This is a genomic window from Pandoraea cepalis (assembly GCF_902459665.1).
Classification (GTDB): domain Bacteria; phylum Pseudomonadota; class Gammaproteobacteria; order Burkholderiales; family Burkholderiaceae; genus Pandoraea; species Pandoraea cepalis.
The window spans coordinates 226274-241674 of sequence record NZ_CABPSL010000001.1 but is presented as its reverse complement, the minus strand read 5'-3'; the positions used below and the strand labels follow the sequence as shown (position 1 = coordinate 241674).

Here is a 15401-nt window from a genome sequence, read left to right as displayed (position 1 = left end):
TGCTGTGCCCGTTCAGGCACTTTCCAGGCCGACCAGCGTGCCGAGCAGTTCCGGCGATGCGGCCAGTTCGCTGCTGCGTCCCGCCCAGACCTCGCGGCCCCGGTCGAGCACCAATGCGCGGTCCGTCAGCTCCAATCCCAGTTCCGCGTGCTGCTCCACGAGCACCACACCCATGCCGCCGTCCGCGCGCAGCTTCCAGAACGCATCGACCAGTTGATCGACGATCACCGGTGCGAGCCCTTCGAATGGCTCGTCGAACAGCAGCACGCGCGGATTGCCGATCAACGCACGGCCGATGGCCAGCATCTGCTGCTCGCCGCCCGAGAGTTGGTTGCCCAGGTTGCGGCGCCGCTGGTGCAGGCGTGGGAACAGGTCGTACACGCGATCGAGCGTCCAGGCGCCGTCGGCCGTCCCCATCGCGGACACCTGCAGGTTTTCTTCGACGGTGAGCGACTTGAAGATCTCGCGTTCCTGCGGCACCAGCGCCAACCCGGCGCGCGCTCGCTTGTACGCGGGCCACGACGAGATATCGTCACGGCGATAACGCACCACGCCGCCGTGGCGCGTGGTCAGCCCCAACAGGCTGAGCAGCAGCGTGCTCTTGCCCACGCCGTTGCGACCGAGAATGGCGAGCGCTTCTCCCGACGCCAGACGCAGGCTCACGTCTTCGAGCACAATGGTCTCGCCGTACCCGGCGCCGAGCCCGCCGGCTTCGAGCACGATGTCAGTCATGATGGCGACGCCCCAGATAAATGTCGCGCACGCGCGGATCGCGGCGCACGTCGTCCTTCTCGCCTTCCATCAGCACCGCGCCTTCGACCAGCACCGTGATGCGGCGCGCGAACCGGAAGACCAGATCCATGTCGTGTTCGATGACCATCACCGCCACGTCTTCGGGCAAGCGCTCCAGCAATTCGAACAGCTTGCGGCCCTGCCCTGACGGCACCCCGGCCACGGGTTCGTCGAGCAGCAGCACCTTGGGATCGAGCGCCAGACCGAGCGCGATTTCGACCTGACGACGTTGGCCGTAGGCCAACTCGTCGATGCGCCTGCCCGCGAGATCGAGCATGCCGAGCGCGCGCAAACGCTCCGCCGCTTCCTCCACGACTGCCGGACGGCTGGCCATCGGCTTGCCGACGCGACCGTCGAGGCCGCTGCGCGCCGAGAGGGCGAGCGCAACGTTCTCGGCCACGGTGAGTGTGTCGAATAGCGTGTTGAGCTGGAACGTGCGCGCCAGACCGAGCTTCACGCGCTTGTGCGACGGCATCGATGTCACGTCGGTGCCCCCCACGCGCACCACGCCCGCGTTCGGTTTGAGCACGCCCGTGAGCAGATTCATCAACGTGCTCTTGCCGGCGCCGTTCGGGCCGATCAGCGCGTGTCGCGCGCCCACGGGCAGCGACAGGCTGACGTTGCGTGTGACGTCGAGCTGGCCGAAACGCTTGGACAGCCCCTGAATGTCGAGTGCAGCGCTCACGGTGTCACCTCCTTGTCCGTGGTCGTTGCCTGGGTGTTGCCGATGGTGTCCGTCACGATCGCGCGCGGGTCGCGACGCCGCGCACGGGAGACGCGAGCGGCAAAGCGATCCACCAGTCCGATCAGGCCGTCGGGCGCGAAGCGCACCACGACAATGAGCAACACGCCGAGGGCGGCGAGCCAGTTCGTCGGGTCGATGGCCGCGATGCGATCGGACAACACCATGAAGACGATGGCACCGAGGGCCGCGCCATAGAGGCGTCCGGTGCCGCCCAGGGCAAGCATCACGAGCACGTTGGCCGACAGCGTGAACGACAGTGTGTCGAGGGCAACGATATTGTTGACCTGTGCCGAGAGCGCGCCCGCGACGCCGGCCAGGGCGGCGGCGAGGGTATAGAGCATCAGGCGACGCAAGCCGACGCGCACACCGAGCAGCGACATACGCGTGGCGTTCTCGCGAATGCCCTTCACGGTCAGACCGAACGGCGAGTTCACGAGGAATTGCGTGAACAAATACACGACGAGCAGCACGGCGAGTGCGTAGAGATACGCCGTATGTCCATAGATATCGAACTCGAACTTGCCCAGCACCGGCGCGATGGTGTAGCCGGTCAGGCCGTCGTCGCCCATCGTGATCGACTTCGCGACGTTGCCGGCCTCATAGAGCAGCGTGGCGCACACGAGCGTGAGCATGATCTGCGTGAGCCCACTCACCCGCAGCACGACGATGCCGGTGACGAGCCCCACCAGCGCCGCTACCACGGCACCCGCGACCAGCCCGAGCAGCGGGTCGGGCGAGACGTGCAGCGCGAAGAGACCGGCCGCGTAGGCACCGCTGCCGAAGAAGGCCGCGTGCCCGAGTGTCTCGATGCCGCAATAGCCCTGCACGAGATCGAGCGAGAGCGCAAAGATGATCATGATCAGCACGCTCGTGGCGAGCGCGAGATACAGATCGGCGAAGAAGTAAGTGGCAACGGCAGCGAGAAGCAATACCGCATCGAGTGCACCGAGACGTTTGCGTCGCAGCGCGGGGACAACGTGCGTCGTGCCTGCGGCCGACGGCAGCGGATTCGTATGAGACATCATGACCCTCCGCTCAGGCGCGCCCGACCAACCCTTGCGGGCGGATCAGCAGAATGGCCAGCACGGCCAGGTAAATCATGAAAGCGCCGAGCGCTGGCACGTAATAGCGCCCCAGCGTGTCGATCAGGCCGAGCAGCAGGCCTGCATAGAGCGAGCCGCGCAGACTGCCGAGACCACCGGCCGCCACCACGATCAGCACGAGCACCAGATACTTCAGGCCGTAATAAGGCTCAAGCGGCAGGATCTGGCTCGACAGCGCGCCGCCCAGTCCGGACAGCCCGCATCCGATGGCAAATGTGATCGAGAACACGAGCGGCACGTCGATGCCAACGCAGCGCGCCATGCGCGGGTTGTCCACGGCCGCGCGCAGCTTCGCGCCGAACGGCGTGCGCTCCAGCCCCCACCAGATGCCGAGAGCCACGACCGCGCTGCATACCAGGGCGAAGATGCGATAGACGGACACGGAGAATGCACCGAAGTCCCATGTGCCGCGCAGCGCCTCGGGAATGGGAATCGACTGCAGCTCGGTCCCGGCGAGATGCTTGGCCAGCGCGCAGATGATGTACGCGAGCCCGATCGTCATGAGCAATTGCCCCAGACCGTTGGCCGTGTAGACCCAGCGATACAACGTGCGTTCGAGCACAGCACCGAGCACCATGGTGCCCGCCACACCGACGAGCAACGCGGCGAAGAAATCGAGCCCGGCACGCTGCATGGCCCACAGGGTGAAATATCCGCCGATCATGGCGAAGGCGGAGTGCGCGAGATTGACCACGCGCATTACGCCCAACGTGACCGTGAGACCCACGGAGATGAGGAACAGCAACATCCCGTAGGCCACACCGTCGATCGACAACGACAGGAAAGTGGCAAGCGATTGCGTCATGACGAATTACCGAACGAACTGAGCGACAACGCCTGCGTTACTTGGCGGCCACTTGGGGGTGGCTCACATGCCACGGCTCGACCACCGACTTGAAGGTCTCGATGGGCTTGTTGCCCAGCTTTCCATCGATGTTCTCCACCCGGCGGATATACACGTTCTGCACGATTTCACGCGTCTTCGGATCGATCGACACCGGACCCCGGGCGCTCGTCCAGGCGAAACCCTTCACGGCGGCGATCGCCTTGTCGCCATCCTTCTTGCCCTTCGTGGCCTTGATCATCTGTGCGATGACGGTCATCGAGTCGTAGGCCGACACCGAGGCAATCGACGGCAGCGCCCCCGGACCGTACTTCGCCTTGTAGGCCTTCACGAACGAGGTGTTTTCCGGCGACGTCAGGTACGGCGAATAATGCAGGGCGGTAATCGTGCCGATTGCGCTGTCGCCGATGGCCGGCAAATCGGACTCCATCGTCTCCGTCGTTGCGAAGAGCTGGATACCCGCTTTGTCGAGTTCGCGCTCCTTGAACGCCTTGACGAAGCCGGCTGACATCGGCCCCACCGGCATGAACAGGAAGAGGGCATCCGGCTTGGCATCGCGAACACGTTGCAGATAACTCGAAAAATCGGTCGTGCCGAGCGGCACCTTCACTTCGGTGGCAATCTTGCCGCCCGCCTTCTTGAACGTCTCGCTGTAGGCGTCGATCGCGTCGTAGCCTGGCGCGAAGTCGGCCACCACGATGGCCGCGTTCTTCACGCCCTTGCTGGCGGCGTACTCTACGAGCGGCACGCTCACGGCCCACTGCGTGAAGCCCGTACGCACGAAATACGGCGACTTGAGCGTCACACTGGACGTGCCCGAATTGCCAATGACGAGCGGCGTCTTGGTCTGCGTCGCCACATCGGCCATGGCCAGCACGTTCGGCGTGAACGAACCGCCGAACAGGTACTGCACCTGATCGCGCACCACCAGCTCCTGCGCCAGCTGACGCGTGCGTTGCGGGTTGACGCCGCCTTCGTCACGCTCAAGGATCACGAGCGTGTCGTCGCCCACTTTGCTCTTGTGCTGCTCGAGCCACAGGTTGACGCCGCGACGATATTCCGTGCCCCACCAGGACGCCGAGCCTGAGAACAGCCCCAGCATGCCGACCTTGATTTCCTCGGCGCGCGCCGAAACAGCGGTGAATTGGCAAACACTCGCAAGTGCTACAGCAAGCCACAGATGGCGCTTCATCATGATGTCGTCTCCTCGTCGGCGTCGAGCGCCGCTCCGCTTTTTCGATGTGGCGCGCCGGGGGGCGAGCCTTTTCAAGTTATGGGAAACAGCTTAGGCAGCCGAGCGCGGCGCGTCGAATGAAACTCCCGCGTCGAGCGTCGCGTTTTTCGTATATCCCCGAGATTTCCCTTACGTGACGGGACGCATTTCGCGAGCGAGATTTCGCAGTGCGAGACGTTTTGCGTTCCCATGGTGGAACGCCCGCCGCAAAAGGCGCGGCGGGAAGGCGTCACGGCACATTTCAAGTCGAATGACTCGGAAGGAAGAGAACGCGTCGACACATGCAAGCCATGGCGAAATCAGCGAATTTCGCCGCGCTCGCGAACCGTATCGCGAGCCTGTCACGCGTCTTACGTCGGATGCTGCATTGTCGGGGCCAGCGCGCGCAGCTCGTCGAGCAATTGCTCAGCGGCCGGGGACAGCAAACCGTCGCGCCGCGTGGCGACACCGATCGCACGACGTGCATGCTGCAACGGCACCGGTACAACGGCCAGCTCGCCGGTGCGCAACTCCGACGTGATCTGCACCGGCGAGAGCAACGCAAGCCGGTCGCTCGATGACAATAACCCGCGTACCACCGGTGAACTGCTCGCGTGCACCTGCGTACGCGGCAATGCCAGACCCTCCGCATGAAACACGCGCTCGAATACCCGGCGCGCGGGCGTGGAGGGCAGCGGGCTCACCCAGCCGTACTCGGCCAGTTCCGCGAGCGTGGGCGTGCGGCCCGACGACAGGCAGGGATGATCGGCACGGGCGACCACCGACAGGTGATCCTCGAACAGCGCCTCCTGGCGAATGTCCTGCGGCACGTCGCTCGCTCGCAAGGCGCCGACGATCATGTCGACGTCGGCCTGTCGCAACTGGCGAATCAGGGCCTCGTAGGTGCCGTCCACCACTGTCACATTCAGATACGGCGACTGGTACAGCAGACTGTCGATGGCTTTGGGCAGCAGAAAGCCGCTGGACAGCGGCAACGCGGCCACGATCACGGTGCCTTGCTGACGCCCCCCGAATGGCGCGAGTTCGTCTTCGGCGATCGCCAGCTCGGCCAGCGCGCGCTTGACCGGGCCGAGCAACGCCTGCGCCTCGTCCGTCAGACGCGTGCCGCGCGGCGTGCGTCGAAACAGCTTGATACCGATCAGATCTTCGAGCTGATCGAGATTGCGCTGGATGGTCGGTTGAGAGCATTGCAGGCGGCTCGCCGCGAGCGGCCCGCTACCCAGCTCCGCGACCGCGATGAAGCTGGTGAGTTGCTGGGGAGCGACAACCGCCGCGAAGCGACTTGCGGCCCGCGCACCGCCGTCGGCCTGCGACGCCGTGGCGGCAAACGCGTCGCGATACCCGTTGGCCAACTCCGCGAGTGCACGCGTGGCGCGCACGCCCAGGCGCTGACCGGCCGCGTTCGGCGTCAGGCCGCGCGCGCTGCGGTGAAACAACGGAAAGCCCAGTTCCGCCTCGATATCGGAGATCGAGCGTGCAACGGCCGACTGCGAGAGATGCAGCATGCGCGCCGCACGCGCTACCGAATCGCATTCCAGCACGGCGACCATCGCGCGCAGGCCGCGCAATTTTCGGCACAGAAGCGTCGCCTCGTTGCTCTGTGGCGCACGGCTCCACGTGCCGCGCTCGTGACAGGCGAGTTGAGGGGCGGCCAACGGCGTGGTCAGGCTGATCGAAGTGTCGATGGACATGCGCGATGCGTCGCCGGGTTCAGCGCAGGGTCGGCACGCGGCGCGTGGCCATGAACTCGTCGAGCGTCTCGCCGCGCATGAGCGCATAGACTTCGAGGTTCGTCTTGCGCACCACACGCGCGAATTTTTCCAGCACGAAGAAATTCACGCCGTGACGCACGAGTCCAAGCCAGTCCTGCGCTTGCACCATCGCCTGTTCGTCGGCGGTCAGACCGGCGGCGTTCATCGCGGCAACGGGGTCGCCGAGAAACGTCTCCCGATTGTCGGCGCGAATCATGTGCCAGAAGAAGCGATTGAGCTTGAGCGTGCGATGGCTCACGCGCAAGTCGAACGCGTACGTGCCGGAGATCGCCTCGATGCCTTCGAGCTGCGGGTTCATGCGGCGTCCTCCTCGTAGAGCGCGACGGTCATGGCCGTCGTCGTCGCCAGGTAGTAGTTCAGATGCAGACGCTTGATGCGCGGGCCCAGCGCACCGCGCATCGACAGCCACATGATTTGCTCCACGCTCTCGGCACCGCCGCGCTCGACGTAATCCACATGCCTGAGTTCGGTCAGCGTCTCGGGCTGATGTTCGAGCAACGACAGGAATTCGCGATCCCACGCTTCGTCGTTGTAGCCCGCGCGCTCGCCGTGGATCTGGTGCGAGAGACCGCCCGTGCCCACCACCACCACGCGCAGATCTTCCGGATACGACTCGATGGCGCGGCGCACGGCCTGACCGAGGCGATAGCAGCGGCGCCCCGTCGGCAATGGGTATTGCAAAACGTTGATGGCGATCGGCACGACCGTACCCGGCCAGTCCGGCTTGTGCGGCCACAGCAGCGGCAGCGGCGATGCGCAGCCGTGATCGATGGGCTTGTCCTGAAATACGGTGATGTCGAATTCGTCGTTCACGAGCGACTCGGCAATGTGTGCCTGCAGCGCGACGTCGCCCCGAATCGGCGGCAACGGACGCAGCCCGGCCCCTTCGTCGGCGATCGGGAACGCGTCGCCCACGCCGAGCGCGAACGTCGGATACATGTCGAAGAAAAACGTGGTCGCGTGATCGTTGTAGAAGAACACCAGCACATCGGCCTGCTTCTCCGCCAGCCACTTCGCCACGGGCTCGTAGCCCTGGAACAGCGGCGCCCACGCGGGATCCTGCTGCTTGCCCTTGTCGTACGCCACGCCGATGGTCGGCACATGCGACGTACCGATCCCCCCAATGATCTTTGCCACGTGAAGTCTCCGTCCTTTGTCTTGTCATGCGTGGGCGATGCCATGCGATCCCCCACCGTTATGCTGCGGCGAGTCTATACGGGATCCCATATGCACATAAAGCAGGGTATTTACTGATGCAATGTCTTATTATGGGATCCCATAATAAAAAAGCCGGGTCCGGAAGCCTCCAGAATGACCGGCACGAATTCCCGCCATCGAAAGGAGACGCATGCTGCATCCCACGCCCACCACGGTTCAGTTGCGCGAGATGATTCTCAAGGGTGAACTTGCGCCGGGCGAGCGTCTGGCCGAAGCCAAGCTCGCGGAGCAACTCGGTGTCTCGCGCATGCCGGTGCGGCAGGCATTGCCGGTGCTTGCCGAGGAAGGCCTGGTCGTGCGTGCCGGTCAGCGCGGCTACGCGGTGCGAGCGCATACGCGTGAGGAAAGTGTCGAGGCGCTGCATCTGCGTGGCGCGCTCGAAGGTTATGCCGCACGTCTGCTGGCCGAAAAGGGCGCAAGCGCCGAGCTGCTCAAGCAGTTGCGCGACCTGTTGGCCGAAGGCGACGCCCTGCTCGCCGACCATACGATGACGGCCGAAGTACAGATCGGTTACGCGTCGCTCAACGCGCGCTTTCATGACCTGCTCGTCGTCGGCGCGCAGAATCCGCTGCTCGAAGGCTTCGTCGCGCGCTGCAATCTGGTGCCTTTCGTCGCGCCGCGTACGGTGGCCTTCGGACACAAGGACCGACGCCAGTACGCCGACATCATCGCGTACGCGCATCGCCAGCATCACGCGATTGTCGAGGCGATTGCCGCCCGTCAGCCCGATCGTGCCGAGTTCATGTGCCGCGAGCACATCGTCACCCAGGAACACAGCATGGGCGCGCAGTTGCTCTGACACGCGTCCCTCGACTTCATCCCGACCATCCTCTATCGACACGAGAGCGCGCCCGTCGACGGCGCGCCAAGGAGACAAACGAACATGTTTCTGAAAAATACCTGGTACGTCGCGTGCACGCCGGACGAGTTCGCCGACAAGCCATTGGGCCGCAAGGTCTGCAACGAAGCGATGGTGTTTTTCCGTGAAGCCAACGGCAACGTCGCGGCCCTGGAAGACTTCTGTCCGCATCGCGGCGCGGCGCTGTCGCTGGGCTTCGTCAAGGACGGCCACCTCGTGTGCGGCTATCACGGCCTGACGGTCGACGGCGGCGGCAAGTGCACGAAGATGGTCGGCCAGCGCGTCGGCGGCTTCCCGAAAACGCGCGCATATCCGTGCGTGGAGCGTTACGGCTTCGTGTGGGTCTGGCCGGGCGACGCCGCGCTCGCAAATCCCGACGAGATTCCTCACCTGGAATGGGCGGTGAGCGATCAGTGGGCCTACGGCGGTGGCCTGTATCACATCAAGTGCGACTATCGACTGATGATCGACAACCTGATGGATCTGACGCACGAGACCTACGTGCACGCGACGAGCATCGGTCAGGACGAGATCGAGGAAGCCCCGCCGAAGACGACGGTCGAGGGGGATAGCGTGATCACGGCGCGTCATATGGAGAACATCAAGGCCCCGCCGTTCTGGGCGAGCGCACTGCGCGCGAACGGCCTGGACGACCAGGTGCCGTGCGACCGCTGGCAGGTGTGCCGCTTCACGCCGCCGAGTCACGTGATGATCGAAGTGGGTGTGGCGCACGCGGGTCATGGCGGTTACGACGCCCCGGCCGACAAGAAGGCGGGCAGCATCGTGGTCGACTTCATCACGCCCGAGACCGACGAATCGATCTGGTACTTCTGGGGCATGGCGCGTAACTTCAAGCCCGAAGATGCCGAGCTGACCGCCGCGATCAAGCGCGGCCAGGGCGGTATCTTCGCCGAGGACCAGGAAGTGCTCGAAGCCCAGCAACGCAACCTCTCGGCGTATCCGGAGAAGAAGATCCTGAAGCTCAACATCGACGCCGGCGGCGTGCAGTCGCGCAAGGTGCTCGATCGGCTGATCGAGGCCGAACGGGCCGCAAAGGGGATCGTGGGCAGCCTGGGGAACGCGGAGAACGCGGCATGAAGGTCCGGCTCGCGAGCAAGCGCGATGTCGCCACCGACATCTGCGAATTCGAATGGGTGAGTGTCGACGGCACCCCCTTGCCGGCCTTCACCGCGGGTGCACACATCGACGTGCATGTCGCCGACGGGCTCGTGCGGCAGTACTCGTTGTGCAATGCGCCGGGTGAGACCCATCGCTATTGCGTGGGTGTACTGCGCGACCCGGCGTCGCGCGGCGGTTCGACCGCCATGCATGCGCTCACGCCCGGCACGACGGTGGAGATCAGCGCGCCGCGCAATCACTTCCCGTTGGTGGAACACGCCACGCACAGCATCCTGCTTGCCGGAGGGATCGGCGTGACGCCGATTCTGTGCATGGCCGAAGCGTTGTGCGCCCGCGGCGCGTCGTTCGAAGTGCATTACGGCACGCGTGAACCGGCGCGCACGGCGTTTCGCGATCGTTTCGCGCGCGACGATCTCGCGGCGAAGACGCACCTGTACTTCGACAGCGAAGGCGAGCGCGCCGATCTCGACGCGATTCTTGCGCAACCGTCCGTCGGCAAGCACCTGTATGTCTGCGGCCCGGCAGGATTCATCGACGCCGTGCTGGCACGCGCAGAAGCGGCGCAGTGGCCGGAAGGCAATGTGCATCGCGAGTACTTCGCCGCACCGGTGCCGTCGGACACGGCGGGCGACAAGGCATTCCAGGTCAAGCTGCATTCGAGCGGTCGCGTGATCGACGTGAAGGCGGGCGAGACCATTGTCGCGGCGCTCGCCGCGCACGGCGTGGAAGTGCAGATGTCGTGCGAGCAGGGCGTGTGCGGCACGTGCCTCACGCGGGTGATCGACGGCACCCCGGAGCATCGCGATGTCTACCTGACCGACGACGAGCGCGCCGCCAACGACCAAATCCTGCCGTGCTGCTCGCGCAGCCGGTCGCCCATGCTGGTGCTCGATCTGTAACGCATCCTTGTCCTCACCGAAGGAAATCGCCCCGCTTCGCATCGCGAGCGGGGCTGACTTTTTTTGATGACCTGACCGCGTCGCGAGCGCCATCGACGTCTCTACGTCGTGGGCCTCACAGCACCCGGGCCTTCGTCTCCCGGACGAGGAACGTCGAGATCAGCGCCATCGCGGCGAGCACGAGGAAGTAGACGATGACCGGCCAGATGTGGCCATGGCTCCAGGCAAGCAGACTCGCCGCGATCATCGGTGCGAGTCCGCCCCCCAGCACGGTACCGATCTGCTTGCCGAGCGACACGCCCGAGAAGCGTACGCGCGTATCGAACAGTTCCGAGAAGAAACTGCCTTCGGGACCGAACATCATCGGGTGAATCAGGCCCGCGCCGATCACGATGGCGAGCACGACCAGCGCCGTCTCCTTGCTGCCCATCATCAGGAAGAACGGATAGATGAAGATCGCCGTGGCAGCCAGCCCCAACAGGAACATCGGACGGCGGCCCAGCTTGTCGGAGAGCATGCCGAACGTCGGGATCGTCAGCATGGCGAGCAGGTTCGCGTACAGCACGCCGTCAGCCATCATGCTGCGCGGCAAGCCGAGCGTCTTGGTGCCATACGACAGCGAGAAAATCGCGACCAGGTAAAAGAAGCTCGTCTCGGCCAGGCAGATGAAGAACGTGACGAGCGTCGGCCGCCAGTAATGCGTGAGCACTTCCACGACCGGCACTTTCGCGATGTCGCGATGCTGCTCCGCCGCCTTGAAGCTCGGCGACTCCTCGACTTTCAGGCGCACGTAGGTGCCCAGCGCCACGAGCAGCAGGCTCACGAGAAACGGTACGCGCCAGCCCCACGCGAGCAGATCCTTTTCGGGCAGGCGGGTAATCAGCACGATAGCGAGCGACGCGCCAACGATCGACGTCGGCCCGGCGGCCTGGATCAGTCCGCCGAACAGGCCGCGCAGGTGCGCGGGGGCCCCCTCGACGGTCATCAGCAACCCGCCAACCGACTCGCCACCGAGTGCAAATCCCTGCACGAAGCGCAGCGTCACGAGCATGATCGGCGCCCACATGCCGACCTGGTCATAGGTCGGCAACAGACCGATCATCGTGGTGGCCACGCCCATCAGAATCAGCGTGAACAGCAGGATCGACTTGCGACCGATGCGGTCGCCGAAGTGTCCGAATACAATGCCGCCGATCGGCCGCGCGAGGAAGCCTACGGCGAACGTGGCGAATACGGCGATCATGCCGGTCATCGCGTCGAGCTGCGGGAAGAACAGCCGATCGAACACGATGGGGGCGAGAAAGCCGTAGACGAAAAAGTCATACCACTCGATGGCGGTACCGAAGCAACTGGCCGCCACTACGCGGCCGAAATTCGCCGTCGCGCCGGCGGTGTTCGCTTCGGGGTGATGCGCGTCGCCGGCCTGCGTGTGGCCGGACGTGGCGCCGGCAGTCGCCGGCGCAGTCTCAAACGGTTGTGACACGGTTGTCTCCTCCGGCCGTCTGTTCCGGTGTCCCGGCTGCGGCGGTATGGTGGTCCTGCATGACATCATCGGTGCGCTGGCGACTGGACGTCGCTCAGAACGGGTAATGACGCGGGGTGGTCTGCACCGTCATCCAGCGCAGCTCGGTAAATTCGTGAATGCCGGCTTTGCCGCCGAAACGTCCCCAGCCGCTCGACTTCACGCCGCCGAACGGCATCTGCGCTTCGTCGTGCACTGTGGGGCCATTGATGTGGCAGATGCCCGATTCGATGCGCTTGGCCACGCCCATCGCGCGGGCGATGTCGCGACTGAACACGGCGCACGACAGGCCATAGGCGTTGTCGTTGGCGCAGGCGATGGCGGCTTCGTCGTCCTTCACGCGCACAATGCCCTTGACCGGACCGAACGACTCTTCGCGGTAGATCTGCATGTCAGGCGTGACGTGATCGAGCAACGTCGCAGGCATGAGCGTGGTGTCGGCACGGCCGCCGCACAGCAGCGTTGCGCCCTTGGCAAGCGCATCGTCGATCAACGCATTGCAGCGCGCGACGGTCGCCATGTCGATCACCGAGCCCAGCACGACCGGTCCGTCGCGCGGATCGCCCAGCGGCAGTGCGCGCGCCTTGGCGGCAAGCTTGTCGACGAAGGCGTCGGCAATCGATTCCGCCACCACGATGCGCTCCGTCGACATGCAGATCTGGCCGGAGTTGGCGAACGCGCCGAACGCGACACCGTTGACGGCCGCGTCGAGATCGGCATCGTCGAGCACAAGACACGGCGCCTTGCCGCCCAGCTCCAGCACCGCGGGCTTGAGATGCTCGGCGCACAGCGTGGCGATGATGCGGCCGACGCGCGTCGAGCCGGTGAAGTTCACGCGACGCACCGCAGGCGCGGCGATCAGCGCCTCGACGATGGCGCCCGCGTCTTTCGGTGCATTCGTAATGAAGTTCACGACGCCCGGCGGCAGACCGGCTTCGTCGAGCGCATCGGCGATCAGGCCGTGCGTGGCCGGGCACAGCTCCGAGCCCTTGAAGACGACGGTGTTGCCGCAGGCGAGCGGCAGCGCGAGCGAGCGTACGCCAAGAATCACCGGCGCGTTCCACGGCGCGATACCAAGCACTACGCCGGCGGCCTGACGCACGCCCATCGCGAGGCTGCCCGGCACATCCGAGGGGATGATCTCGCCGGCGATCTGCGTCGTCATGGCGGCGGCTTCGCGCAGCCCCTGCGCCGCCAGATGCACGTTGAAGCCGGCCCACAGACCGGACGCTCCCGTTTCCGCCGCCATGGCCGCCTGAAACGCCTCGATCTTCGCTTCGAGCCGGTCGGCGGCCTTCATCAACAGCGCGCGCCGTTCGCCGGGACCGGTGTTCGACCAGGCGGGGAACGCGTCCCACGCGGCGCGCACCGCGGCGCGGGCGTCGTCGACCGTGGCGGCGGGGGCGCGTGAGGCGACCTCGCCGTCCAGCGGATTGCGTCGCTCGAACGTGGCGCCGTGTGTGGCGCCGACGCGCTTGCCGGCGATCAACATCGTCAGCGCTTTGGGATCTTGCTGGGCTTGCATGGTGTTTTGTCTCCTGGCTCGGTAGTTCGTCTCGGGATGGCACGCGCCGTGCGTCATGTCACCACGATCTCAACAAGACGCGTCTCGCCGCTCGCGAGTGCCTGCGACAGGACGCCGTGCAACTCGCCGCCCTGCGAGACGCGTTGCGCGCGCACGCCCATGCCTTCGGCCAGACGCACGAAATCCAGATCGGGCAGATCGGTCCCCTGCACCGGATCGGTGGGGCCGAAGCCGAACGACGGCGCGAAGTCCTGCAACGCAGCGTAGCGCCGATTATTCAGGATAACGAACGTGATTGGCAGACTGGCTTGCGCCGCGCTCCACAAGCCTTGAATCGAGTACATCGCGGAGCCATCGCCAATCAGGCCGATGACGCGCCGCCCGGGATGCGCCATCGCCACCCCGACGGCCGCGGGCATCGAGTAGCCGAGACCGCCGCTGTTCATCGTGTAGAACGTGCCCGGCTGCGAGAACGGCAGGTATTGCTGCATGACAGAGCGTGCGCTCGGCGCCTCCTCGACGACGATGTCGTGCGCCGCGCGAACGCTCGCGAGCGTTTGCAGTGCGAAGGCCGTCGACATGCGCTCGCCTGCCGCGTTCGGCAGCGCCACCGGCGGCATGCTGCGCGGCGGCGGCAACGCGCGCTCACCGGGGACCTCGCGCGCGAGCAAGGCTTCGACACCGAGTCGCACGTTACCGACGACGGAGGCGCCGACCGGCGTCCACGCGGCCACGCCCGGATCTTCGATCAACTGGAACAGCGAAGCGCCCTCGGGCACATGCGGCCCGGCCCCTTCCACGTGATACGTGAACGCCGGGGCGCCAATCACAAGAATCAGATCGTGGCCGCCCAGCAGATCGACGATCTTCTCGCGCATCGGCGGCAGGAAGCCGGCAAACAACCGGTGATCTTCCGGGAACGCGCAGCGCGCGGACATCGGTGCGGTGAAGACGCGCGCGTGATGCCGCTCGGCCAACGCGCGCACGGCATCGAACGCCCCCGCGCGGTCAATCGACGAGCCGACCACGAACACCGGACGCAAGCATGCATCGAGCGCCGCCCCCAGTTGGGCAAGTGCGAACGGATCGGGCTGCACCCGCGTGCTCACCTGACGCGGTGGCAACGCCTCGGCCGGCCGGTCCCAATCATCGACCGGAATGGAGACGAAGACCGGCCCCTTCGGTTCCTGCATGGCGATGTGATAGGCGCGGGCCAGCGCCATCGGCACGTCTTCGGCGCGCGCCGGCTCCAGACTGAACTTGACGTACGGTTGCGGCAACTCGGTCGCACGTACCGACGCGAGGAACGGATCGAACGGGAGAATCGAGCGCGCCTGCTGTCCGGCCGTCACGATGAGCGGCGTCTGGTTCCTGTAGGCGGTAAAGATGTTGCCCATCGCGTTGCCGACACCGGCGGCCGAGTGCAGGTTGACGAACGCCGCGTTGCCGCTCGCCTGCGCATAACCATCGGCCATGCCGACAACGACGGCCTCCTGCAGGCCCAGCACGTACTCGAAGTCCGGCGGGAAGTCGCGGAACAACGGCAGCTCGGTCGAACCGGGGTTGGCGAATACCTTTGTCATGCCATGGCGGCGCATCAGATCGATGACCACCTCGCGAACCGTCAGGGTCTGAGGGTCGCCGGCGCGTTGGCCGGCACGAAGTTCTCGGCTGTCTTTCATGGGGGCTGTCGTCTCCTGCCACCGTCGACGGGCGAACGCGTGACGGCGGGCGGTTGTCGTAGCTCG

At 65.5% G+C, this 15401-nt stretch carries 14 protein-coding genes; 3 read left to right on the top strand and 11 right to left on the bottom strand.

Annotated elements, in window-relative coordinates:
• Window positions 1-12: 12 nt before the first annotated feature.
• From PCE31106_RS01040 to PCE31106_RS01005, 8 genes are all read right to left on the bottom strand, one after another.
• Window positions 13-732, bottom strand: a complete 720-nt coding sequence (locus PCE31106_RS01040; RefSeq protein ID WP_150562103.1) for an ABC transporter ATP-binding protein — start codon at window positions 730-732, stop codon at window positions 13-15.
• Window positions 725-1477 (bottom strand): ABC transporter ATP-binding protein, encoded by a 753-nt coding sequence (locus tag PCE31106_RS01035; RefSeq protein ID WP_017233990.1) that lies wholly within the window; start codon window positions 1475-1477, stop codon window positions 725-727. The genes PCE31106_RS01040 and PCE31106_RS01035 overlap by 8 nt, the downstream gene beginning before the upstream one ends.
• Window positions 1474-2562 carry a branched-chain amino acid ABC transporter permease gene (locus tag PCE31106_RS01030; RefSeq protein ID WP_150562102.1) on the bottom strand — a complete coding sequence of 363 codons (1089 nt, stop codon included), beginning with the start codon at window positions 2560-2562 and terminating at the stop codon, window positions 1474-1476. Before PCE31106_RS01030 ends, PCE31106_RS01035 begins: the two co-directional genes overlap by 4 nt.
• Before the next feature lie 10 nt (window positions 2563-2572).
• The gene (locus PCE31106_RS01025; RefSeq protein ID WP_150562101.1) at window positions 2573-3445 is read right to left on the bottom strand and encodes a branched-chain amino acid ABC transporter permease; all 873 of its coding nucleotides are present in this window, start codon (window positions 3443-3445) and stop codon (window positions 2573-2575) included.
• A 37-nt stretch (window positions 3446-3482) separates the two neighbouring features.
• Complete coding sequence (locus PCE31106_RS01020; protein ID WP_150562100.1) at window positions 3483-4679, bottom strand: ABC transporter substrate-binding protein; 1197 nt, start codon at window positions 4677-4679, stop codon at window positions 3483-3485.
• Between the two features lie 389 nt (window positions 4680-5068).
• The gene (locus PCE31106_RS01015) at window positions 5069-6409 is read right to left on the bottom strand and encodes a LysR family transcriptional regulator (RefSeq protein WP_150562099.1); all 1341 of its coding nucleotides are present in this window, start codon (window positions 6407-6409) and stop codon (window positions 5069-5071) included.
• 19 nt (window positions 6410-6428) lie between these two features.
• Window positions 6429-6788, bottom strand: a complete 360-nt coding sequence (locus PCE31106_RS01010; RefSeq protein ID WP_150562098.1) for a protocatechuate 3,4-dioxygenase — start codon at window positions 6786-6788, stop codon at window positions 6429-6431.
• The gene (locus PCE31106_RS01005) at window positions 6785-7627 is read right to left on the bottom strand and encodes a gallate dioxygenase (RefSeq protein WP_150562097.1); all 843 of its coding nucleotides are present in this window, start codon (window positions 7625-7627) and stop codon (window positions 6785-6787) included. The genes PCE31106_RS01010 and PCE31106_RS01005 overlap by 4 nt, the downstream gene beginning before the upstream one ends.
• 211 nt (window positions 7628-7838) lie before the next feature.
• Between PCE31106_RS01005 and PCE31106_RS01000 the strand changes: the two genes are divergently transcribed.
• From PCE31106_RS01000 to PCE31106_RS00990, 3 genes are all read left to right on the top strand, one after another.
• Window positions 7839-8507: a GntR family transcriptional regulator gene (locus PCE31106_RS01000; RefSeq protein WP_017233983.1), complete on the top strand. Its 669-nt coding sequence runs from the start codon at window positions 7839-7841 to the stop codon at window positions 8505-8507.
• 84 nt (window positions 8508-8591) lie between these two features.
• Window positions 8592-9665 carry a Rieske 2Fe-2S domain-containing protein gene (locus tag PCE31106_RS00995; protein ID WP_150562096.1) on the top strand — a complete coding sequence of 358 codons (1074 nt, stop codon included), beginning with the start codon at window positions 8592-8594 and terminating at the stop codon, window positions 9663-9665.
• Window positions 9662-10606, top strand: a complete 945-nt coding sequence (locus PCE31106_RS00990; RefSeq protein ID WP_017233981.1) for a PDR/VanB family oxidoreductase — start codon at window positions 9662-9664, stop codon at window positions 10604-10606. The genes PCE31106_RS00995 and PCE31106_RS00990 overlap by 4 nt, the downstream gene beginning before the upstream one ends.
• 115 nt (window positions 10607-10721) lie before the next feature.
• Here PCE31106_RS00990 and PCE31106_RS00985 read toward each other — a convergent pair whose 3' ends face one another.
• The 3 genes from PCE31106_RS00985 to mdlC form a co-directional block, all read right to left on the bottom strand.
• Complete coding sequence (locus tag PCE31106_RS00985) at window positions 10722-12089, bottom strand: MFS transporter (protein WP_150562095.1); 1368 nt, start codon at window positions 12087-12089, stop codon at window positions 10722-10724.
• 94 nt (window positions 12090-12183) lie between these two features.
• Complete coding sequence (locus PCE31106_RS00980; RefSeq protein WP_150562094.1) at window positions 12184-13653, bottom strand: aldehyde dehydrogenase; 1470 nt, start codon at window positions 13651-13653, stop codon at window positions 12184-12186.
• A gap of 53 nt (window positions 13654-13706) precedes the next feature.
• Window positions 13707-15335, bottom strand: a complete 1629-nt coding sequence (gene mdlC / locus PCE31106_RS00975) for a benzoylformate decarboxylase (RefSeq protein WP_150562093.1) — start codon at window positions 15333-15335, stop codon at window positions 13707-13709.
• Window positions 15336-15401: the final 66 nt, after the last annotated feature.